This is a genomic window from Pseudomonas sp. GXZC (genome assembly GCF_026967615.1).
Classification (GTDB): Bacteria; Pseudomonadota; Gammaproteobacteria; order Pseudomonadales; family Pseudomonadaceae; genus Aquipseudomonas; species Aquipseudomonas azotoformans_A.
Map to the genome: position 1 here is coordinate 5,871,955 of NZ_CP114115.1, position 21,598 is coordinate 5,893,552.

Below are 21,598 nucleotides of genomic sequence, written 5' to 3' on the forward strand. Positions count from 1 at the left end.
TCTTGCAGCTTGTAGCTAACAACTTGAAGCTGCCGTTACTTCTTATCGCGGCGCTTCTTGTCGGCCTTCTTGTGGTGAGTCATCAAACGACGCTTCTTGTTCACCTGACGGTCAGTCAGTGTGTTCTTGTTGCCTTCGTATGGGTTCTCGCCACCCTTGAACTCGATACGGATCGGCGTACCGACCAGTTTCAAGACGCGGCGGTAGGTGTTTTCCAGGTAGCGCACATAGGACTTCGGCACCTTCTCGATCTGGTTACCGTGGATCACGATAATCGGCGGGTTGGCACCACCCAAGTGGGCGTAACGCAGTTTGATCCGGCGGTTGTTGACCATCGGCGGCGCGTGCTCGCCAACCGCGTCTTCCAGGATCTGGGTCAGACGGTTGGTCGGCCAGCGGGTGACCGCGGACTTGAACGAGTTCTGGACGGACGCGTAGAGGTTGCCCACGCCGGTGCCGTGCAGTGCCGAGATAAAGTGGATATCGGCGAACTCGACGAAGAACAGGCGACGTTGCAGCTCGATCTTGACGAAATCGCGCTCGCTTGGCGTCATGCCATCCCACTTGTTGATCGCGATCACCAGTGCCCGACCGGCCTCCAGGGCAAAGCCCAGCAGGTTGAGGTCGTGGTCCACCACGCCTTCGCGGGCGTCCATCACGAAGATCACCACGTTGGCGTCTTTGATCGCCTGCAGGGTTTTCACCACCGAGAACTTTTCAACTTCCTCGTGGATCTTGCCGCGCTTGCGCACACCAGCGGTGTCGATCAGCGTGTACTTTTCCTCGTTGCGTTCGAACGGGATGTAGATGCTGTCGCGGGTGGTGCCGGGTTGGTCGTACACGATAACCCGGTCTTCACCGAGCATACGGTTGACCAGCGTCGACTTGCCGACGTTAGGGCGGCCGATGATGGCGATCTTGATACCGTCTTTTTCGCTCGGGCCAGGAATGCGCTTGGCTTCCTCACCTTCGGCAACGATTTCCTCTTCGCCCTCTTCTTCCTCGACATCATCCTTAGGGAAATCGCGCAGGGCAATTTCCAGCATCTGGGTGATACCGCGACCGTGGGCACCGGCGACCGGAATCGCATCGCCCAGGCCCATCGGGCTGAATTCCGCACGGGCCGCTTCAGGATCGATGTTGTCGATCTTGTTCGCGACCAGATAGGAACGCTTGTTGCGCTTGCGCAGGTGCTCGCCAATCATTTGGTCAGCAGCGGTGTAGCCCGCACGGGCGTCCACCAGGAACAACACGACATCGGCTTCTTCAATGGCCAGCAGCGACTGCTCGGCCATCTTTTCGTCCATGCCATGCTCGTCACCGGAGATACCACCGGTGTCGACAATAATGTAGGAGCGCCCTTGCCACTTTGCCTCACCGTATTGGCGATCACGGGTCAGACCGGACAAGTCGCCGACGATGGCGTCGCGAGTCCTGGTCAGGCGGTTGAACAAGGTGGACTTGCCGACGTTAGGTCGGCCCACCAGGGCGATTACGGGAACCATGCGGCTCTCCACTTCGTTATTTCAGAAAATACAAAAGCCGCTGCAGGGCAGCGGCTGGTGCTCGGGGCAGCATAATCAAATGCCACATGCCCCGCCGAAGCGGGGCCGCCTGGGTGTTACCCCAAGCATAGTTCTTACTTGATGGTCAGGGCTTCCAGCTTGCCGCTGTTGCCAAACACATAAAGCATGTTACCCACGACCAGCGGACGCGCACGCAGGCCGTCGCTGTCGATACGCTCGCGACCTACGAAGCGACCGTCCACTTGGCTCAGCAGGTGCAGGTAGCCTTCGAAGTCACCGACTGCGACGTAGCTGGAGAACACTTCCGGTGCCGACAGTTGACGGCGAGCCAGGGAGTCGTTGCTCCACAGCGCGGTAGTAGAGCGTTCGTCGACACTTTCAACGGTGCCGGACGCCAGGCTTACATAGACGCTGCCAAACCCTTGGGCGACACCGGCGTAGCTGGAAGCATCACGCTGCCAGTTCACACGGCCGCTCTGCAGGTCCAGTGCCGCAACACGGCCCTGGTAGGTAGCGACGTAGAGGGTTTCACCGGACAGCAGCAGGCCGCCGTCGATGTCCACTACACGGTCCAGCTCGGAACGACCTTGCGGGATGGCCACACGGGTTTCCCAGGCCGGCACGCCGTTCTGGGTATCCAGGGCGACCACTTTACCGGTCGACAGACCTGCAACGGCCAGATTGTTGGTCACAATCGGACCACTGGTACCGCGCAAGGTCAGCACCGCTGGAGTGCTGTCATACAACCAACGCTGTTCGCCGGTGCTGGCGTCGAGGCCGATTACACGATCGTCCTGGGTTTGCACCACGACGATATCGCCGTTGGTAGCAGGCGGTGCGAGGACTTCACTGGTCACGCGAGCGCGCCATTTCTCTTCACCGGTGCTGGAGTCCAGGGCCACAACTTCGCCTTTCAGCGTGCCGAGCATCACCATGCCGTAACCCACGCCGACGGCGCCGGAGACTGGCAATTCGAGGTCTTTCTTCCACTTCACGTCACCGTTCATGCGATCCATGGAGATCACCACGCCGGTCACGTCAGCGGCCACAATGTTGTCACCGTCGATTGCCGGTACCAACATGTTGTAGGTGTCGCCCTGACCGTCACCGATGGAGCGGCTCCACTGCTTTTGCAGGATCACTTCTTCCTTGAAGCTGGTCAGCTCGGCCGGAGGCAGTTCTTTTTTACTGTTGCTGCTGCAACCCGCGGCCAGAACGGCCAGAGCCAGCAATGCTGCATGTTTCCAACGGATCACGTCACGCATCCCCTTTGGCCAAGTCGTCCAGCTTGATTTGTAAGCCACCGACCGCTGCTTCATCAGACAGCGCCGCCTTGGCTTTTTGGTACGCAGCATTGGCTTCGTCGGTACGACCCAATTGGACCAACAGGTCGCCCTTGAGCTCTTCGCGAGTGGCTACAAATGCCTTGTCAGCATCGCCGTCGAGCAGTTTGAGTGCTTCGTCAGCCTTGTTCTGCGCCGCCAGTACCTGAGCCAGGCGCTGACGTGCGATTTCACCCAGGGTCGGGTTGGTCGGCTTGTCGGCGATAGCCTTCAGCTCTGCAGCGGCGTCGTCCAGCTTGCCGGTGTCGACCGCGACTTTCGCGACGAACAGGCTGCCGTATTGGGCGTAGGTGCTACCACCGAATTCATTCTTCAGCTTGCCGGCCAGGTCTGCAACCTGCGCAGGATCAGGCTTGCCGTCCGGCGTCAGGGTGGTTTCCAGCAATTGCTGATAGAGGATCGAGGCGCCTTGGGACTGGTTAGCCTGATACTTGGTCCAGGCTTGCCAGCCGAACACCACCACTAAAGCCAGCAGACCGCCAGTAACCAGGGGCTTGCCGTTACGCTGCCACCAGTCCTTGAACTCGGCCAGTTGATCATCATCAGAACTCGACACCCCAATACTCCTTAATCGCTAAATTCGGCTGTTCGACAGCTTCAACCCTGCACGACGCAGGTGGCCAAGTGCGCAGCGAGCGCATCAAAGGCAATGTTCTGTTGCTCGCCCTGGCCACGCAGGGGTTTGAAACCTATCACTTGCTGGGCCAGTTCGTCTTCGCCGAGGATCAGCGCATACAGCGCACCGCTCTTGTCGGCCTTCTTGAATTGGCTCTTGAAGCTGCCGGCACCGGCATTGACCTGCAGGCGCAGGTTTGGCAGTTGGTCGCGGACCTTTTCGCTCAGGGCCAGGGCAGCCAGTTCGGCGGCCTCGCCAAAGGCGCAGAGGTACACGTCCACCTGACGGGCAATCTCTTCCGGGACCTGCTCCAGGGTTTCCAGCAGCAGGATCAGCCGCTCGATGCCCATGGCAAAGCCCACGCCGGTGGTCGGCTTGCCGCCCATCTGCTCGACCAGGCCGTCGTAACGGCCACCGGCACACACGGTGCCTTGGGCGCCGAGTTTATCGGTGACCCATTCGAATACGGTCTTGCTGTAGTAGTCGAGGCCGCGTACCAGCTTGGTGTTGATCACGAACGGAATACCGGCCGCTTCCAGACGAGCCTTGAGGCCCTCGAAGTGGATACGGGACTCGTCGTCCAGGTAATCAGCCATTTTCGGCGCGTTGACCAGCACGGCCTGGGTGTCGGCGTTCTTGGTATCGAGGACGCGCAACGGGTTGGTCTTCAGACGGCGCTGGCTGTCTTCGTCCAACTTGTCCAGGTGGGCGGACAGGTACTCGACCAGGGCCACTTTGTAGCGACCACGGGATTCGCTGGTTCCCAGGCTGTTGAGTTCAAGCTTGACCGCGTCGCGGATGCCCAACAGGCCCCACAGGCGCCAGGTCAACACGATCAGCTCGGCGTCGATGTCCGGGCCGTCGATGTTGAACACTTCCAGGCCGATCTGGTGAAACTGGCGATAACGGCCTTTCTGTGGGCGTTCGTGACGGAACATCGGGCCGATGTACCACAATTTCTGCGGCTGGCCTGCACCGGTGAGGCCATGCTCAAGCACGGCACGCACGCACGCAGCGGTGCCTTCCGGACGCAGGGTCAGGGAGTCGCCGTTGCGGTCTTCAAAGGTGTACATCTCTTTTTCGACGATGTCTGTCACTTCACCGATGGAGCGTTTGAACAGCTCGGTGAACTCGACGATCGGCATGCGGATCTGCTTGTAACCGTAGTTATCCAGCAGACGCGCGACAGTGCCCTCGAAATAGCGCCACAGAGGCGTCTGTTCCGGCAGGATGTCGTTCATGCCACGAATGGCTTGCAGAGACTTGCTCACATCAAATCCTTAAATTCGTTCAATCAGCCGCGCGCGATCAGCGCTGCGTCAGCCGCGACCTTTTCGGCCGCTTTCTCGCGGATCAGCTTTTCCAGCTCATCCACCAGATTGTCATTCGTCAACTTCTGCGACGGCTTGCCGTCGATGTAGATCAGGTTCGGCGTACCACCGGTCAGGCCCACATGGGCCTCTTTGGCCTCACCCGGCCCGTTGACCACACAGCCGATCACCGCAACATCCAGCGGCACCAGCAGGTCTTCAAGGCGCAATTCCAGATCGTTCATGGTTTTCACCACGTCGAAGTTCTGCCGCGAGCAGCTCGGGCAGGCAATGAAATTGATGCCACGGGAACGCAAACGCAGGGATTTGAGAATGTCGTAACCGACTTTCACTTCCTCTACAGGGTCTGCTGCCAGCGAGATGCGGATGGTATCGCCAATCCCTTCGGCGAGCAGCATACCGAGACCCACCGCAGATTTCACTGTGCCTGAGCGTAAACCGCCTGCTTCAGTGATACCCAGGTGCAGCGGCTGCACGATTTCCTTGGCCAACAGGCGGTAGGCTTCTACTGCCATGAACACGTCGGAGGCCTTTACGCTGACCTTGAAGTCCTGGAAATTCAGGCGTTCAAGGTGTTCAACATGGCGCAGCGCCGATTCAACCAGCGCCCCCGGAGTCGGTTCGCCGTATTTCTTTTGCAGGTCTTTTTCCAGGGAACCGGCGTTGACGCCGATACGGATTGGAATGCCACGGTCGCGGGCAGCATCAACCACCGCACGCACACGGTCTTCACGACCGATATTGCCCGGGTTGATACGCAGGCAGTCCACACCCAGTTCGGCCACGCGCAAAGCGATCTTGTAGTCGAAGTGAATGTCGGCAACCAATGGCACCTTGACCAGTTGCTTGATGCGGCCAAAAGCTTCGGCAGCGTCCATGTCTGGCACGGAGACGCGCACGATGTCCACGCCCGCAGCTTCCAGACGATTGATCTGGGCAACGGTGGCGGCCACGTCATTGGTGTCGCTGTTGGTCATGCTTTGTACCGCGATGGGGGCGTCGCCACCCACCGGCACCGAGCCGACCCAGATCTTGCGCGATACGCGACGTTTGATTGGAGATTCGCCGTGCATGACTATTGTCCCAACTTCAGGCGAGCGGTCTCGCCACTGGTGAACGGCGCCACGTCCACAGGCTGGCCGTTGTAGGCCACTTGCGCGCCACGGGCAAAGCCCAGACGCAGCGTCAAAGGAGGCTTGCCGCCCTGGTCGAGCGTATCTCCCTTACGCTTCAGACCGCTGAACAGCACTTTGCCGTTGCCATCGGTGACTTGCGTCCAGCAGTCAGCGACGAAGGTAATCTGTACACGCCCATCACCGGCGATCAACGAAGGGGTGGTGGGCGGGGAAATCGCAGGGGCTGTCGGCGTAGTTGTCGGCGCCTGCACGGGTGCGGCCGGGGTATGCGCCTGAGCAACCGGGGCAGCCGGAGTGTGGGCCGGCGTAGCGGGTGTCGCAGGGGCCGGTACGGCAGCGGTCGCGGCTGGCGCAGTTTCCGGCGCTGGCTGCTCGGTGGCCGCCGGTGCTTCAGGCGCGGCTTGGCTTTCGGCAACAGCTTGGTCTTCAGGCTCATCCAGCGGATGAATCTGAGTGGTGCCGTCGGCGCTTTCGACTTCGACGTGCTCCATGGCATTGCTGGTCAGGTCCTTGGTGCGCTGGGAGGTCTGGTCTTGCCACCAGACGAAACCGCCACCAATGACCGCGATCAGCAGCAACAGGCTGACAATGCGCAAAATCGTGTGGGAAACCCGCACTGGCTCTTCGATACGCCCCAGGCCGTGGACATTGCTGCCCTGGGAGTCGGTGCCGGTGAATTGGTCGAACTCCTGGACCAGTATGGCTTGGTCGATCCCCAGCAATTTGGCGTAGGCGCGGATATAGCCGCGGGCAAAGGTGTGCCCAGGCAGCTTATCGAACGCGCCAGCTTCCAGGTTGCCCAGGGACGTCGTGGTCAAATTGAGCTTGAGGGCCACTTCCGCCAGCGACCAACCATTGCTTTCGCGGGCCTGACGCAAGGTGTCGCCTGGGTTTACGCGATTAGCTGCTACAACTTCCGGGTGCGCCGCTTTCATCATTGCTCCGACAGGTATTGCTGATATTCCGGCGTACCGGGATAGAGTCGTTCGAGTTGCTGGCCAAAACGTGCGGCCGTGTCGCGTTCTTCATGAACGGTCGCCAGGCGCACACCGAGCAATAGACTACGTGCATTTTGCCCGCTGAGCAGGCTAAAACGCTCGTAATAGTCACGTGCCGGCACATAATGCCTGTCATCAAAGGATAACTCAGCCATTTCGAGCAACGCCCGAGGCTGGCGACCGTTCAAATGCAGGGCTTTTTCCAGTTGCTGGCGGGCGCTGTCACGCTGACCGAGGCGCATCGAGGTCACCCCAAGGTTCTCGAACACCCGCGAACGCTCAGGATAGAGGGTATCGGCGCTGGCTTGCTGGAAATAAAGGGCGGCCTGGTCATAACGTTTCTGCTCGAACAGAAAGCTGCCGTAATTGTTCAGCAGCCGCGGGTCGGCAGGACGGGAGGCCAGGGCCTTGTGGAAATACTGTTCGGCCAGTTCAGGCTCGGCCTGGGCCTGGAACACCAGGGCCAGTGCGCCATTGGCGTCGGCATCGTCGCTGTCCAGCTCCAGCGCCTTCTTCAACGGCACCTTGGCTTGCTCGCTCATGCCTTGTTGCAGATAACCCAAGCCCAGTTGCACATAGGCAACCCGCGCCTCGTCACGGCCTTTACCGGTTTGCAAAGGGCTCTCATGGCCCGATGAAACACAACCGGCCGCAAGACCGGTAACAAGCAAAAGCAGCGCAAGGCGCAAGGGCATAGAGATCCTCTCTCAGATTCGATTCACAGCAATCAGCGGCAGATCGTCGGCGGCGTTCAATTCACGCCCGGCGATATACCGTTCGCTGCGGCGGGTACGGTCCATCACCTGCCCGACCAATTGGCCACAGGCGGCATCGATGTCTTCACCACGGGTGGTGCGGACGGTGACGTTGTAGCCGGCCTGGTGCAGTTGATCCTGGAAACGGCGGATAGCGTTGTTGCTCGGCCGCTCGTAGCCAGAATGTGGAAACGGGTTAAACGGAATCAGGTTGATCTTGCACGGGGTGTTCTTGAGCAACTCGATCATCTCGACCGCGTGCTCGACCTTGTCGTTGATGTCCTTGAGCATGGTGTACTCAATGGTCAACACGCGTTTTTCGCCCAAGGTCGCCATGTAACGCTGGCAAGATTCGAGCAGCATCTTAAGCGGATACTTCTTGTTGATTGGCACCAATTGGTTACGCAATGCGTCATTCGGTGCATGCAGCGACAACGCCAGGGAGACGTCAATGTGCTTGGCCAGCTCATCGATCATCGGCACCACGCCGGAGGTCGACAGGGTTACACGGCGCTTGGAGATGCCGTAGCCCAGGTCGTCCATCATCAGGTGCATGGCCGCAATGACGTTGTCGAAGTTCAGCAGCGGCTCACCCATGCCCATCATCACCACGTTGGTGATGGCACGGTCGACGGTCGCCGGGACGCTGCCAAAGGATTTGTTGGCAATCCACACCTGGCCGATCACTTCGGCGGCGGTGAGGTTGCTATTGAAGCCTTGCTTGCCGGTGGAGCAGAAACTGCAGTCCAGGGCACAGCCTGCCTGGGACGAAACGCACAAGGTGCCGCGCTTGCCCTGGGGAATGTACACGGTCTCGACGCAGCTGCCGGACGCCACGCGCACCACCCATTTACGGGTGCCATCGGTGGAGATGTCCTCGCTGACGACTTCGGGACCACGCACTTCAGCAATGGCCTTGAGCTTGTCGCGCAGGGCCTTGCTGACGTTCGTCATGGCGTCGAAATCATCGACGCCAAAGTGGTGAATCCATTTCATTACCTGACCGGCACGGAAACGCTTCTCCCCGATTGAGTCGAAGAATTTCTCCATTTCCGGCTGAGTCAGACCCAGCAGGTTGGTTTTAACAGTCGATGTAGTCATGGATTCACCCTCACTCTTTAAGCCAATGCTTAGCGAGCGGTTACTTCAGTAGCAGCGAAAAAGTACGAGATTTCGCGAGCAGCGGCAGCTTCGGAGTCCGAGCCGTGTACAGCGTTGGCGTCGATGGATTCAGCGAAGTCAGCACGGATGGTGCCAGCAGCCGCTTCTTTAGGGTTGGTAGCGCCCATCAGCTCACGGTTCAGAGCGATAGCGTTTTCGCCTTCCAGAACCTGAACAACAACAGGACCGGAGATCATGAAGGCAACCAGGTCGCCGAAGAAACCACGAGCGCTGTGCTCAGCGTAGAAGCCTTCAGCTTCAGCCTTGGACAGTTGCTTGAGTTTCGAAGCTACAACCTTCAGGCCGGCTTTTTCGAAACGAGTGGTGATCTCGCCGATGACGTTTTTTGCAACAGCGTCAGGCTTGATGATGGAGAAAGTACGTTGAACAGCCATGGTGTAACTCCAGAAACGGTAATTTACGAAAAATTAAACCCGCGAATTATACGCGGGTTATTGGGTATTGCCTAACTGCGTAAAGGGAGGCGTCAGTCCTGTTCTTCTTTCCAGGCAGTCTGGATAGCTTCCAGAACCTTCTCACCGCCGCGATCACGCTCATCGTCGAACCCCGGCAACGCCATGACCATGTCACGCAAAGCTACAAAGTTCAGGGAGTAAGGATCCAGATCCGGGTTGGCATCCGCCAACAGGATAGCGATCTCTTGCACATCAACCCATTTAAGACTCATGACACTTCCTTGAATCAATGCGGCGCTTCGGCGGCGTGGTTGAGGGAATATTTCGGAATTTCGACAGTGATGTCTTCCGTGCCGACCTTTGCCTGACAGCTTAGACGCGAAGTCGCCTCCAGGCCCCATGCGCGGTCGAGAAAGTCCTCTTCCAGCTCATCAGCCTCTTCAAGGCTATTGAACCCCTCGCGGATGACGCAGTGGCACGTGGTGCAAGCGCACACACCGCCGCAGGCGCTTTCGATCTCGATGTGGTTGTCATGGGCAACTTCGAGGATGGACTTGCCGGTCTCAGCCTCCACGACCATACCGTCCGGGCAATGCTCGGCGTGTGGCAGAAAAATGACCTGCGGCATTAATTATTCCTCGATTTCATTCAGGTTGCGTCCCGCCAGGGCGGCTTTGACCGTCTGATCCATACGACGGGCGGCAAAAGCATCGGTCACTTGCGACAGACGCTTGGTCTGTTGCTCGATGGCATAACCATCGTCGCCTTTCATCAGTTCGGCCAGTTCCTGCATCTGCAGGTCGATGACCATGCGCTCTTCGGCATCCAACAGGCGCTCGCCGTCTGCATCCAGGGCGCCCTGCACCGCTTCGAGCAGGCGCTGGGCGTCGACTTGCTGCTCACGCAATACACGGGCGACCTTGTCGTCACCGGCATATTGGAACGAGTCTTTGAGCATCTTGGCGATTTCACCGTCTGTGAGACCGTAGGACGGCTTGACCTGGATGCTCGCCTCAACGCCTGAACCCAGCTCACGCGCAGCCACATTCAATAGGCCGTCGGCGTCGACCTGGAAGGTCACGCGGATCTTCGCCGCACCCGCGACCATCGCCGGGATACCGCGCAGTTCAAAACGCGCCAGGGAGCGGCAGTCGCTGATCAGCTCGCGCTCACCTTGCAGCACGTGGATCATCATGGCCGTCTGGCCATCTTTGTACGTAGTGAAGTCCTGGGCGCGGGCGACGGGGATCGTGGTGTTGCGTGGAATCACCTTCTCCATCAAGCCACCCATGGTTTCCAGCCCTAGGGACAGCGGAATCACGTCGAGCAGCAGCAATTCGCCGCCATCGCGCTTGTTGCCGGCCAGGGTATCGGCCTGGATCGCAGCGCCAATGGCGACCACTTGATCCGGGTCGATTTCCGTCAGCGGCTGACGACCGAAGGCTTCGGCGACGGCTTCACGCACGCGCGGCACACGGGTGGAACCACCGACCATGACCACGGCGCCGACATCTTCCAGCTCGATACCGGAGTCACGCACGGCACGGCGGCAAGCTTTCAGGCTGCGGGCAACCATCGGCTCGATCAACGCATCGAAGGCTTCGCGCGTCAGTTGGGCCGACCAGGTGCCGTAGGAAACTTCAACGGATGCGGCGTCAGTCAGCGCTTCTTTGGCGGCGCAGGCGGTTTGCAGCAGGTTACGCTGCGCGCCCGGATCCAGATCGGCCGACAAGCCGGCGCTGCTGATGATCCAGCCCGCAATGGCGTGGTCGAAGTCATCGCCGCCCAGGGCGCTGTCACCACCGGTGGCCAGCACTTCGAAGACGCCGCCGGTCAGGCGCAGGATCGAAATATCAAAGGTGCCGCCGCCGAGGTCGTAAATAGCGACCAGACCTTCTGCGTGCTGGTCGAGGCCATAGGCCACAGCCGCCGCAGTCGGTTCGTTGAGCAGGCGCAGTACGTTGAGGCCGGCGAGTTTTGCCGCGTCCTTGGTGGCTTGGCGCTGTGCATCATCGAAATAAGCCGGAACGGTGATCACCGCACCAACCAGTTCGCCACCCAGGGTTTTTTCCGCGCGCTGGCGCAGTACCTTGAGGATATCGGCCGACACTTCCACCGGGCTTTTCGGGCCCTGAATGGTGTCGATGAACGGCATGTGGGATTCACCGCCGACAAAGCGATACGGCAGCTGGTCGCCCAATTGCTTGACGTCGGACAGACCACGACCCATCAAGCGCTTGACCGACAACACGGTATTCAGAGGATCGGTAGACGCCGCCAACTTGGCCGATTCACCGACTTCAGTGCGATCAGCGTGGTAGCGCACGGCAGACGGCAGGATCACCTGCCCGTCAGCGTCGGGCAACGGCTCGGACAGGCCGCTGCGCAAGGCAGCAACCAGAGAATTGGTGGTGCCCAGGTCAATCCCGACCGCCAGGCGACGCTGGTGCGGTTGAGGGCTTTGGCCGGGTTCGGCGATTTGCAGTAGGGCCATGGTAATCAGGTCTTATCTGTCTATCAGGCGTGCATCACGGGCAGCACACTGGGTTAATCGTCGAGGCGCTCTTCTAGCTGGCGCACTTCGTAGGTGAGCTTGTCGAGAAACTGCATGCGCCGCATCAGGCGTTCGGCCTGTTCACGTTGCGCTGCATCATCCCAACAGGCTGCGAAGCTTTCGTTGAGCTCATCCTGGGCCGTTTTCAGACGACGCTTGAAGACCGCGACGCCAGCAAGATCGGCTTCGTCCTGCAAGTCTTCAAGTTCTTCGCGCCACTGCATCTGTTGCATCAGGAAGTCGGGATCGTGAACCGTGACTTCCAGCGGCAACTCTCCACCGTTCATCGCGAGCAGATAACGCGCGCGCTTGGGCGGATTTTTCAGGGTCTGATAGGCCTCGTTGAGGCTGGCCGACTTCTCCAGAGCAACGCGTTGCTCACGCTCGGAAGCGTCAGCAAAACGGTCTGGATGCACCCCACGCGCCAATTCTCGGTAGCGCGTGGCAAGCTGCTCAAGGTCCAGGCGAAAACTCGGCTGCAGCTCGAATAAAGCGAAATGACAAGGAGTACCCACGAATAGCCTCAGATGTTGAAGCTTTCGCCGCAGCCACATTCACCGCGCACGTTGGGGTTGTTGAACTTGAAGCCTTCGTTCAACCCTTCCTTGACGAAATCGAGTTCGGTGCCGTCCAGATAGGTCAGGCTTTTAGGGTCGATGATCACTTTCTCGCCGTGACTTTCGAACACCTGGTCTTCCGCAACCACCTCGTCGACAAACTCCAGCACGTAGGCAAGGCCGGAGCAGCCTGTGGTGCGAACACCCAGACGAATCCCCTCACCTTTACCGCGCCCATTCAGGGAGCGGCGAATGTGCTGTGCAGCCGCTTCTGTCATGCTGATAGCCATCGTTGACCCCTTACTCGTCGCCAAATGCTTAGATCAAGCCTTTCTTCTGCTTGTAGTCGCGAACGGCCGCCTTGATGGCGTCTTCTGCGAGTACCGAACAGTGGATTTTCACTGGCGGCAGGGCCAGTTCTTCGGCCAGCTGGGTGTTGCTGATGGTGACAGCCTCATCCAGGGTCTTGCCTTTCATCCATTCGGTCGCCAGGGAGCTGGAGGCGATGGCCGAACCGCAGCCATAGGTCTTGAATTTGGCGTCTTCGATAACGCCAGCGTCGTTGACCTTGATCTGCAGGCGCATCACATCGCCGCACGCCGGGGCGCCGACCATGCCGGTGCCGACATCTGGGTCTTCCGCGTCCATCTTGCCGACGTTACGCGGGTTTTCGTAGTGGTCGATGACCTTTTCGCTGTAAGCCATGGTACTGAATCCTCACTCATCAGGGCCGCTCTGGAACCCTGTAGAAACGCCTGCGTTTTCCGCCACGTTGCTACAGAGCTGGGGTGGCGGCTTCTATAGTTAGTGTGCCGCCCACTCGATCTTGGAAATATCGACGCCGTCTTTGTACATGTCCCACAGCGGCGACAGAACGCGCAGCTTGTTGACGGCTTCGCAGACTTTCTGCGCGGCGTAGTCGACTTGTTCTTCGGTGGTGAAGCGGCCGAACGTAAAGCGGATCGAGCTGTGTGCCAGTTCGTCGTTGCGGCCCAGGGCGCGCAGTACGTACGAAGGCTCAAGGGACGCCGAGGTGCAGGCCGAACCGGACGAAACCGCCAGGTCCTTGAGCGCCATGATCAGCGACTCGCCTTCAACGTAGTTGAAGCTCAAATTCAGGTTGTGCGGTACACGGGCGGTCATGCTGCCGTTGATGTACAGCTCTTCAAGACCTTCGACCTGCTTGTAGAAGCGGTCGCTCAGGGCTTTGATGCGGATGTTTTCGGCAGCCATGTCTTCCTTGGCTACGCGGAAGGCTTCGCCCATGCCGACGATCTGGTGGGTCGCCAGGGTGCCCGAACGCATGCCGCGCTCGTGACCGCCGCCGTGCATGGTGGCTTCGATGCGCACGCGAGGCTTGCGGCTCACGTACAGGGCGCCGATGCCTTTAGGGCCGTAGGTCTTGTGGGCAGAGAACGACATCAGGTCGACTTTCAGCTTCGACAGGTCAATGTCGACCTTGCCGGTGGACTGAGCAGCGTCGACGTGCAGCAGGATGCCCTTCGAGCGAGTCAGCTCGCCGATGGCCGAGATGTCGTTGATGGTGCCGATTTCGTTGTTCACGTGGATCACGGAAACCAGGATGGTGTCTTCACGCAGGGCCGCTTCGATCATGGCCGGGGTGACGATACCGTCGGTGGTTGGCTCGAGGTAGGTGACCTCGAAACCTTCACGTTCCAGTTGGCGCATGGTGTCGAGGACAGCCTTGTGCTCAATCTTGGTGGTGATCAGGTGCTTGCCCTTGGTCGCGTAGAAATGCGCCGCGCCCTTGATAGCCAGGTTGTCAGACTCGGTAGCACCGGAGGTCCAGACGATTTCACGCGGGTCTGCGCCAACCAGGTCAGCAACCTGGCGACGAGCGTTCTCGACCGCTTCCTCGGCTTTCCAGCCGAATACGTGGGAACGGGAGGCCGGGTTACCGAAGTTTCCGTCAACCAGCAGGCATTCGCTCATCTTTTGCGCGACACGCGGATCAACCGGGGTGGTCGCTGAGTAATCAAGGTAAATCGGCAATTTCATGGACTTTCTCCTAAATCAGGCTGGCTGGCGTGCCGTTAGCTCTTCGGCTGTCACTCGACGGCGGACGCTTCGATCTTGTCCAGACGCGGCGCCTTGGTGTTGCAACGGCGCTGGTCCTGACGCTGGGCCACTTCTTGCACCTCACGGCGAGTCACAAGATCAGCCAAGCTGATACCACTCAAAAACTCATGGATCTGCAGGCTCAAGTCACACCACAGGTGGTGTGTGAGGCAGGTGTCGCCGGCGTGGCAGTCACCCAGGCCCTGGCATTTGGTAGCGTCGACGGATTCGTTGACCGCGTCGATCACCTGAGCCACTTGGATACCCTGCATGTCGCGGGACAACTGATAGCCGCCGCCTGGGCCGCGAACACTGGAAACCAGGTTGCTACGGCGCAATTTGGCGAACAGTTGCTCGAGATAGGACAGGGAAATGCCTTGGCGCTCGGAGATATCGGCCAGGGACACCGGCCCAGTTTGCGCATGCAAAGCCAGGTCGAGCATGGCAGTCACCGCGTATCGGCCTTTTGTAGTCAGTCTCATGGACAAGTACCAAGGTGTTTCAGAATGGGGGCAAGTATGCGATTCCCGAGTATTTAAGTCAACTATAAGACCTAGTACTTTAGTCAGGATTACCCGTAAAAAGGGCGCGCGAATCATAGCAGGATGGGGCGGGATCGACCAGCGCAACCGGGGCTGCGCCGATCAACAGCAAACACTTAGCCTGCCTTGGTGGAGGCTTCGTCCTTGATTTCGGCGAAGTCTTCTTCGCGAAGCTCCGGCAGATCTTTCGCACAGTAGGGGCTGCCCAAGTCCTTCAACGCGCCGCACATGCCGTCCAGCTTGCCATCTACCGCCTGAAGGTGATCCAGCAACTGGCCAATGGCGCGCGCCACCGGGTCGGGCATGTCTTCGCTGACGCCATAGGCATCGAAGCCAATCTTCTCAGCCATGGCCTTGCGCTTGGCTTCCTGCTCGTCGCCAACTTCCGGCTTGACGATGATCCGCCCAGGAATACCCACAACGGTTGCACCCGGCGGCACAGCTTTGGTCACCACCGCATTGGAGCCGACCTTGGCGCCCGCGCCCACGGTGAACGGGCCAAGCACCTTGGCACCCGCCCCTACCACCACGCCATCACCCAAGGTTGGGTGGCGCTTGCCCTTGTTCCAACTGGTGCCGCCAAGCGTCACGCCCTGGTAAAGGGTCACGTCATCGCCGATCTCGGCAGTCTCGCCAATCACGATGCCCATGCCATGATCGATGAAGAAGCGACGGCCGACCTTGGCGCCCGGATGAATCTCGATCCCGGTCAGCCAGCGCCCGAAGTTCGACACCAACCGCGCCAGCCATTTCCAGCCCATGCCCCACAAGGCACCGGACAGGCGATGGATCCAGATGGCGTGCATGCCTGGGTAGCAGGTCAGCACTTCAAAGGCATTGCGCGCCGCCGGGTCGCGGTGGAAAACACTCTGGATATCTTCTCGCAAACGCTCGAACATTTTTAATCCTTCCGCTTAAGAAGCTCGCCACGGGCCGCTTTCTGGGTTTCCGTGAGGATGCCCCGCAATATATTCATTTCCGCCCGGCTGACCGAGCTACGCCCGTAAAGACGACGCAGGCGTGCCATCAAGTGCCGTGGTTTTTCCGGATCGAGGAACTCAATGGCCACCAGGGTTTGCTCCAGGTGCTCATAAAACCGCTCCAGCTCGTCCATGGTGGCCAACTCGCCACTTTTGGTCGACGCGACCTCGTCCTTCTCTACCTTGCTCGGCTGACCAGCAGCGGCCAGCCAAGCCATGCGCACTTCGTAAGTCAACACCTGCACCGCCGCCCCGAGGTTCAGCGAGCTGAATTCAGGGTCTGACGGGATATGCACGTGGTAATGACATCGCTGCAGCTCTTCATTGGTCAGGCCGGAGTCTTCACGGCCAAATACCAAGGCGATTTCAGCGCCGCCGGCAGCCTCCTCGACCACTTTGGTGCCGCACTCACGCGGATCCAGCAAGGGCCAGGGGATACGACGGTCGCGGGCACTGGTGCCGAGCACCAGGTTGCAGCCGACCAAGGCATCTTCCAGGGTGGCGACGACCTGGGCTTTTTCAAGGAGGTCATTGGCGCCGGATGCGCGGGCATCGGCCTCGTGGTGCGGGAACACGCGCGGGTCAACCAGCACCAGACGCGTCAGCCCCATATTTTTCATGGCTCGCGCCACCCCGCCGATGTTGCCGGGATGACTGGTATTGACCAATACGACACGAATGTTTTGCAGCAAGGGAGGCGCTCTCGGACACGGGAAAGGGGAGCAAATCTTACAGAACAGCCTAAGGTTATGCCATGAAAGCTCACGTCGTCCTTCACCTGAAGAAAGTTTCTGCTAGAATGCTCGGCTTTCTTTAACAACCTTAGGTGACACATCCATGCAGCCCATGCTGAATATCGCGCTGCGCGCCGCCCGCAGCGCCAGTGAATTGATCTTCCGCTCCATCGAGCGCCTGGATACCATCAAGGTCGACGAAAAAGACGCCAAGGATTATGTATCCGAGGTGGATCGCGCCGCCGAACAGAAAATCATCGACGCGCTGCGCAAGGCCTACCCGACCCACGGCATCCTCGGCGAAGAAACCGGCCTGCACAAAGGCAGCGGTGAAGGCGAAGACTACCTGTGGATCATCGACCCACTGGATGGCACCACCAACTTCCTGCGCGGCATCCCGCACTTTGCCGTGAGTATTGCGTGCAAATACCGTGGTCGCCTGGAACACGCCGTGGTTCTGGACCCAGTTCGCCAGGAAGAATTCACCGCCAGCCGTGGCCGTGGCGCCCAGCTGAATGGTCGCCGCCTGCGCGTCAGCGGTCGCACCAGCCTGGACGGCGCCCTGCTGGGCACCGGCTTCCCGTTCCGCGATGACCAGATGGACAACCTGGAAAACTACCTGGGCATGTTCCGCGCCCTGGTTGGCCAGACTGCTGGCATCCGTCGCGCGGGCGCAGCGAGCCTGGACCTGGCTTACGTTGCCGCTGGTCGCTTCGATGCGTTCTGGGAGTCGGGTCTGTCCGAGTGGGACATGGCTGCGGGCGCCCTGCTGATCCAGGAAGCGGGCGGCTTGGTGAGCGACTTCACCGGTGGTCACGATTTCCTTGAGAAAGGCCACGTGGTTGCCGGCAACACCAAATGCTTCAAGGCAGTCCTGACGGCGATCCAGCCGCACCTGCCGGCTTCGCTGAAGCGCTAAGCGAGCGAGCACAAAAAAGCACCCCAAGGGGTGCTTTTTTTATGCCTGTAGAACCGGTTACTGCTGGTTCTGACCCAGGATCAGACGACCTTCTTTGTCGACTGGAATCTGGCTGCCTGGGTCGCGCTCCATACGCACCGAACCTTCCTTGCCATCCAGGTTGTAACGCACGTCATACCCGACCACCTTGTCACTGATGTCGTTAACAGTGTTACAACGGGTTTGCGTGGTGGTGTAGGTATCACGGTTCTGCATGCCTTCCTGAACCTTATTACCGGCGTAACCGCCACCCACCGCGCCGGCTACAGTCGCCAGCTTCTTGCCATTACCACCACCGATCTGGTTGCCCAGCAAGCCACCCGCCAGGGCACCTACGACCGTACCGGCGATTTGATGCTGATCCTGCACCGGACGCTGCCGGGTCACGGTGACGTCCTTGCAGACCTCACGGGGAGTTTTAATCTGGGTTTTAACCGGCTGCACCGCCAGCACTTGCGCATACTCAGGGCCGCTTTTTACCAGGCTGTAGGTGGCAACAGCACCCCCGGCAGTCACACCGACAGCACCCAATACCGCACCAACCAGTAACGACTTGTTCACGTTGAACCTCCTGACCATCACAAGCGGACAAAACGTCCGCGCTATACCCAGCCTTGGAGCAAAAAAAAAGGCGCGAGTTCAATACTCACGCCTTTCTTGTCACAGCCGATCAACAAGCGCCCATCAAGGACGGTCGTCAACCTCCTTGCCAGTGCTGGCCGGAGGGATCAGGTCTTCACTGTTGAGGTTCAGCCAGATCAGCACCACGTTGGCGATGTAGATCGACGAGTAGGTGCCCGCCAGAACGCCGATGAACAGGGCGAGGGAGAAGCCCCACAGGTTGTCGCCACCGAAGATCATCAACGCAGCGATCGCCAGCAAGGTGGAGATCGACGTCGCCATGGTCCGCAGCAGGGTCTGGGTGGTCGAGACGTTGATGTTCTCGATCAGCGACGCCTTGCGCAGTACACGGAAGTTCTCACGAACCCGGTCAAATACCACGATGGTGTCGTTGAGGGAGTAACCAATGATCGCCAGCACGGCCGCCAGTACTGTCAGGTCGAACGTGATCTGGAAGTACGCCAGGATACCCACGGTCACGATCACGTCGTGAATCAGCGACACAATGGCGCCGACACCGAACTTCCACTGAAAGCGGAAGGCCAGGTAGATCATGATGCCGACCAGCGCCATCAGCATGCCGAGGCCGCCCTGGTCGCGCAGCTCTTCACCGACCTGCGGACCCACGAATTCAACACGCTTAACCGACGCCGGGTTGTCGCCGCCGACCTTCTGCAAGGCCTCGGCTACCTGGTGACCCAGTTGCGGGTCTTCGCCAGGCATACGCACCAGCAGGTCGGTGGTCGCACCAAAACTCTGCACGATGGCTTCGTGATAGCCGGCCTTGACCAGCTCGTTGCGCACCAGGGTCACATCGGCCGGCTTCTCGTAGGTCAGCTCGATGAGCGTACCGCCGGTGAAGTCCAGACCGTAGTTCAGGCCCTTATGGAACCAGCTGAACAACGCCAGAACGGTAAGGAGCACGGTGACGCCGAACGCAACGTTGCGAACGCCCATGAAGTTGATTGTACGTAACATGGCAGCCCCTTAAATCCACAACTTCTTGAAGTCACGCCCGCCAAAGATCAGGTTGACCATTGCGCGGGTCACCATGATGGCCGTGAACATCGAGGTAAAGATACCGAGGGACATGGTCACCGCAAAACCTTTGACCGGGCCGGTGCCCATGGCAAAGAGAATCCCGCCGACCAACAGTGTGGTCAGGTTGGAGTCGAGAATCGCGGTAAATGCCCGGCCGAAGCCTTCGTTGATTGCACGCTGTACGGTCATGCCCGCAGCGATCTCTTCACGGATCCGCGAGAAAATCAGTACGTTGGCGTCTACCGCCATACCCATGGTGAGTACGATACCAGCGATACCTGGCAGGGTCAGTGTAGCGCCCAGCAGCGACATCAGTGCCAGCAGCATCACCATGTTGCCCGCCAGGGCCACGGTGGCGATGATGCCGAAGAAGCGGTAGATGGCGATGATGAACAGGGACACGAACAGCATGCCCCACAAGGCCGCGTCGATACCCTTGGTGATGTTGTCGGCACCCAGGCTCGGACCGATGGTACGTTCTTCAGCGAAGTACATCGGGGCAGCCAGGCCACCGGCACGCAGCAGCAGCGCCAGTTCCGAGGATTCGCCCTGGCCGTTCAGGCCGGTGATACGGAATTGAGCACCCAGCGGCGACTGGATGGTCGCCAGGCTGATGATCTTCTTCTCTTCCTTGAAGGTCTGTACCGGCACGTCTTTCTCGACGCCGTTGACCATCTGCTTGGTGTAGGTGGTCACCGGGCGTTGCTCGATGAAGATCACCGCCATGCTGCGACCGACGTTGCTGCGCGTGGCGCGGCTCATCAGTTCGCCACCATGGCCATCCAGGCGGATGTTCACTTCAGGGGTACCGTGCTCGCCGAAACCAGCCTTGGCGTCAGTCACCTGGTCACCGGTGATGATCAGGCCACGCTCAATCAACGCAGGCGGACGGTTACCTTCGCGGAACTCGAACTCTTCGGCAGTGGCGCGGGTAGCACCCGGCTCAGCCGCCAGACGGAATTCCAGGTTGGCGGTTTTACCCAGGATACGCTTGGCTTCAGCGGTGTCCTGTACGCCCGGCAGCTCAACCACGATGCGGTTGGCACCCTGGCGTTGAACAATCGGCTCGGCCACGCCCAGTTCGTTGACGCGGTTACGGACCGTGGTCAAGTTCTGCTTGATGGAGTATTCGCGGATTTCCGCCAGCTTGGCCGGGGTCATCGCCAGACGCAGTACAGGTTGACCGTTGAGGTCGGCCGGTACGATGTCGAAATCGTTGAAGTTCTTGCGGATCAGCGCACGAGCCTGTTCGCGGGATGCTTCGTCAGAGAAGCCCAGCTGGATGGCACCGTTGAGCTGCGGCAGGCTGCGATAACGCAGGCGCTCTTTACGCAGCAGGCTCTTCACGTCGCCTTCGTAGACCTTCAGGCGCGCGTCGAGGGCCTTGTCCATGTCGACTTCCAGCAGGAAGTGCACACCACCGGACAAGTCCAGACCCAGCTTCATTGGGTGCGCGCCGATCTTGCGCAGCCAGGTTGGCGTGGTCTGTGCCAGGTTGAGCGCGACCACATAGTCGTCACCCATGGCCTTGCGCACGACATCTTTGGCCGGCAATTGGTCTTCTGCCTTGGTCAGGCGCAGCAAACCGCCCTTCGCATCAGCCGCCAAGGTTGCCGCCTTGACCTGGATACCCGCGTCAACGAGCGCTTTGCTCGCGCGTTCCAGATCGGCCTGATTGACCTGCAGCGAAGTGCTGGCGCCAGTGATCTGGATCGCCGGGTCATCAGGATAGAGATTGGGAGCGGAATAAATAAAACCGATCGCCAGCACCGCCAGGATCAGTACGTATTTCCACAGAGGGTATTTGTTCAGCATCACGCCGCCCGCTTATAACGCGGGGCGCCTTGCGCGCCCCGTCGATTGGTAAAGGTTGTTACTCAGATCGCTTTGAGCGTGCCTTTTGGCAGCGTGGCGGCGATGGCGCCCTTCTGGAACTTCATTTCTACGGTGTCGGAAACTTCCAGAACCACGAAAGCGTCGGAAACCTTGGTGATCTTGCCAGCGATGCCGCCGGTGGTCACAACTTCGTCACCTTTCTGCAGGCTGCCCAGCAGGTTTTTCTGCTCTTTGGCGCGCTTGGCCTGTGGGCGCCAGATCATCAGGTAGAAGATGACCAGGAAGCCGACCAGGAAAATCCACTCGAAACCACCGCCCATAGGGCCGGCAGCAGCAGGCGCAGCGGCATCAGCCATGGCGTTAGAGATAAAAAAGCTCATTTAGCACTCCAGTTGCAAATAGTGAATCTTAGGG

At 59.5% G+C, this 21,598-nt stretch carries 24 protein-coding genes; 1 reads left to right on the forward strand and 23 read right to left on the reverse strand.

What is annotated here, in order from left to right; all coding sequences use genetic code 11:
• Positions 1-35 precede the first annotated feature (35 nt).
• The 19 genes from der to trmJ form a co-directional block, all read right to left on the reverse strand.
• Positions 36-1,505 carry a ribosome biogenesis GTPase Der gene (der, locus tag OZ428_RS27740; RefSeq protein ID WP_016977675.1) on the reverse strand — a complete coding sequence of 490 codons (1,470 nt, stop codon included), beginning with the start codon at positions 1,503-1,505 and terminating at the stop codon, positions 36-38.
• A gap of 134 nt (positions 1,506-1,639) precedes the next feature.
• On the reverse strand, positions 1,640-2,791 hold the full coding sequence (gene bamB, locus OZ428_RS27745) for an outer membrane protein assembly factor BamB (RefSeq protein ID WP_269131951.1): 1,152 nt from the start codon (positions 2,789-2,791) through the stop codon (positions 1,640-1,642).
• A complete protein-coding gene (locus OZ428_RS27750) occupies positions 2,784-3,425 on the reverse strand; it encodes a YfgM family protein (protein WP_016977673.1) in 642 nt (213 codons plus the stop codon). Before OZ428_RS27750 ends, bamB begins: the two co-directional genes overlap by 8 nt.
• 41 nt (positions 3,426-3,466) lie before the next feature.
• The gene (hisS, locus tag OZ428_RS27755) at positions 3,467-4,756 is read right to left on the reverse strand and encodes a histidine--tRNA ligase (protein ID WP_038848797.1); all 1,290 of its coding nucleotides are present in this window, start codon (positions 4,754-4,756) and stop codon (positions 3,467-3,469) included.
• A 23-nt stretch (positions 4,757-4,779) separates the two neighbouring features.
• A complete protein-coding gene (ispG, locus tag OZ428_RS27760; RefSeq protein ID WP_269131952.1) occupies positions 4,780-5,889 on the reverse strand; it encodes a flavodoxin-dependent (E)-4-hydroxy-3-methylbut-2-enyl-diphosphate synthase in 1,110 nt (369 codons plus the stop codon).
• A gap of 2 nt (positions 5,890-5,891) precedes the next feature.
• The gene (locus OZ428_RS27765) at positions 5,892-6,887 is read right to left on the reverse strand and encodes a RodZ domain-containing protein (protein ID WP_269131953.1); all 996 of its coding nucleotides are present in this window, start codon (positions 6,885-6,887) and stop codon (positions 5,892-5,894) included.
• Positions 6,887-7,645: a type IV pilus biogenesis/stability protein PilW gene (gene pilW, locus OZ428_RS27770; RefSeq protein WP_033898625.1), complete on the reverse strand. Its 759-nt coding sequence runs from the start codon at positions 7,643-7,645 to the stop codon at positions 6,887-6,889. The genes OZ428_RS27765 and pilW overlap by 1 nt, the downstream gene beginning before the upstream one ends.
• A 12-nt stretch (positions 7,646-7,657) precedes the next feature.
• Positions 7,658-8,806 (reverse strand): 23S rRNA (adenine(2503)-C(2))-methyltransferase RlmN, encoded by a 1,149-nt coding sequence (gene rlmN / locus OZ428_RS27775; RefSeq protein WP_049711635.1) that lies wholly within the window; start codon positions 8,804-8,806, stop codon positions 7,658-7,660.
• Between the two features lie 29 nt (positions 8,807-8,835).
• On the reverse strand, positions 8,836-9,261 hold the full coding sequence (gene ndk, locus OZ428_RS27780; protein WP_003175956.1) for a nucleoside-diphosphate kinase: 426 nt from the start codon (positions 9,259-9,261) through the stop codon (positions 8,836-8,838).
• Between the two features lie 92 nt (positions 9,262-9,353).
• On the reverse strand, positions 9,354-9,554 hold the full coding sequence (gene iscX / locus OZ428_RS27785; protein ID WP_269131954.1) for a Fe-S cluster assembly protein IscX: 201 nt from the start codon (positions 9,552-9,554) through the stop codon (positions 9,354-9,356).
• A 14-nt stretch (positions 9,555-9,568) separates the two neighbouring features.
• Positions 9,569-9,910 (reverse strand): ISC system 2Fe-2S type ferredoxin, encoded by a 342-nt coding sequence (gene fdx / locus OZ428_RS27790; RefSeq protein ID WP_015885743.1) that lies wholly within the window; start codon positions 9,908-9,910, stop codon positions 9,569-9,571.
• Between the two features lie 3 nt (positions 9,911-9,913).
• Positions 9,914-11,776 carry a Fe-S protein assembly chaperone HscA gene (gene hscA, locus OZ428_RS27795; protein WP_177112498.1) on the reverse strand — a complete coding sequence of 621 codons (1,863 nt, stop codon included), beginning with the start codon at positions 11,774-11,776 and terminating at the stop codon, positions 9,914-9,916.
• A 53-nt stretch (positions 11,777-11,829) separates the two neighbouring features.
• Positions 11,830-12,351 (reverse strand): co-chaperone HscB, encoded by a 522-nt coding sequence (gene hscB, locus OZ428_RS27800; RefSeq protein ID WP_038848811.1) that lies wholly within the window; start codon positions 12,349-12,351, stop codon positions 11,830-11,832.
• An 8-nt stretch (positions 12,352-12,359) separates the two neighbouring features.
• Positions 12,360-12,683 carry an iron-sulfur cluster assembly protein IscA gene (iscA, locus tag OZ428_RS27805; RefSeq protein ID WP_003175963.1) on the reverse strand — a complete coding sequence of 108 codons (324 nt, stop codon included), beginning with the start codon at positions 12,681-12,683 and terminating at the stop codon, positions 12,360-12,362.
• A gap of 28 nt (positions 12,684-12,711) precedes the next feature.
• Positions 12,712-13,098: a Fe-S cluster assembly scaffold IscU gene (gene iscU / locus OZ428_RS27810; RefSeq protein WP_028617851.1), complete on the reverse strand. Its 387-nt coding sequence runs from the start codon at positions 13,096-13,098 to the stop codon at positions 12,712-12,714.
• Between the two features lie 99 nt (positions 13,099-13,197).
• On the reverse strand, positions 13,198-14,412 hold the full coding sequence (locus tag OZ428_RS27815; RefSeq protein WP_269131955.1) for an IscS subfamily cysteine desulfurase: 1,215 nt from the start codon (positions 14,410-14,412) through the stop codon (positions 13,198-13,200).
• Positions 14,413-14,462: 50 nt separating this feature from the next.
• Positions 14,463-14,954: a Fe-S cluster assembly transcriptional regulator IscR gene (gene iscR / locus OZ428_RS27820; protein WP_003194020.1), complete on the reverse strand. Its 492-nt coding sequence runs from the start codon at positions 14,952-14,954 to the stop codon at positions 14,463-14,465.
• A 176-nt stretch (positions 14,955-15,130) separates the two neighbouring features.
• A complete protein-coding gene (gene cysE / locus OZ428_RS27825; RefSeq protein ID WP_033898636.1) occupies positions 15,131-15,913 on the reverse strand; it encodes a serine O-acetyltransferase in 783 nt (260 codons plus the stop codon).
• Between the two features lie 2 nt (positions 15,914-15,915).
• Positions 15,916-16,686 (reverse strand): tRNA (cytosine(32)/uridine(32)-2'-O)-methyltransferase TrmJ, encoded by a 771-nt coding sequence (trmJ, locus tag OZ428_RS27830; protein WP_092249224.1) that lies wholly within the window; start codon positions 16,684-16,686, stop codon positions 15,916-15,918.
• 145 nt (positions 16,687-16,831) lie between these two features.
• Here trmJ and suhB point away from each other — a divergent pair, with 145 nt between their 5' ends.
• Positions 16,832-17,647 carry a type III secretion system regulator SuhB gene (gene suhB, locus OZ428_RS27835; RefSeq protein ID WP_003175971.1) on the forward strand — a complete coding sequence of 272 codons (816 nt, stop codon included), beginning with the start codon at positions 16,832-16,834 and terminating at the stop codon, positions 17,645-17,647.
• Positions 17,648-17,704: 57 nt separating this feature from the next.
• Here the strand turns inward: suhB and OZ428_RS27840 are convergent, their stop codons facing one another.
• The 4 genes from OZ428_RS27840 to yajC form a co-directional block, all read right to left on the reverse strand.
• The gene (locus OZ428_RS27840) at positions 17,705-18,247 is read right to left on the reverse strand and encodes a glycine zipper 2TM domain-containing protein (protein ID WP_010207894.1); all 543 of its coding nucleotides are present in this window, start codon (positions 18,245-18,247) and stop codon (positions 17,705-17,707) included.
• A 123-nt stretch (positions 18,248-18,370) separates the two neighbouring features.
• Positions 18,371-19,285, reverse strand: a complete 915-nt coding sequence (gene secF / locus OZ428_RS27845; RefSeq protein ID WP_028617853.1) for a protein translocase subunit SecF — start codon at positions 19,283-19,285, stop codon at positions 18,371-18,373.
• A gap of 9 nt (positions 19,286-19,294) precedes the next feature.
• A complete protein-coding gene (gene secD, locus OZ428_RS27850) occupies positions 19,295-21,163 on the reverse strand; it encodes a protein translocase subunit SecD (protein WP_033898641.1) in 1,869 nt (622 codons plus the stop codon).
• A 62-nt stretch (positions 21,164-21,225) separates the two neighbouring features.
• Positions 21,226-21,564, reverse strand: a complete 339-nt coding sequence (gene yajC, locus OZ428_RS27855; RefSeq protein ID WP_003175975.1) for a preprotein translocase subunit YajC — start codon at positions 21,562-21,564, stop codon at positions 21,226-21,228.
• Between the last annotated feature and the right edge of the window lie 34 nt (positions 21,565-21,598).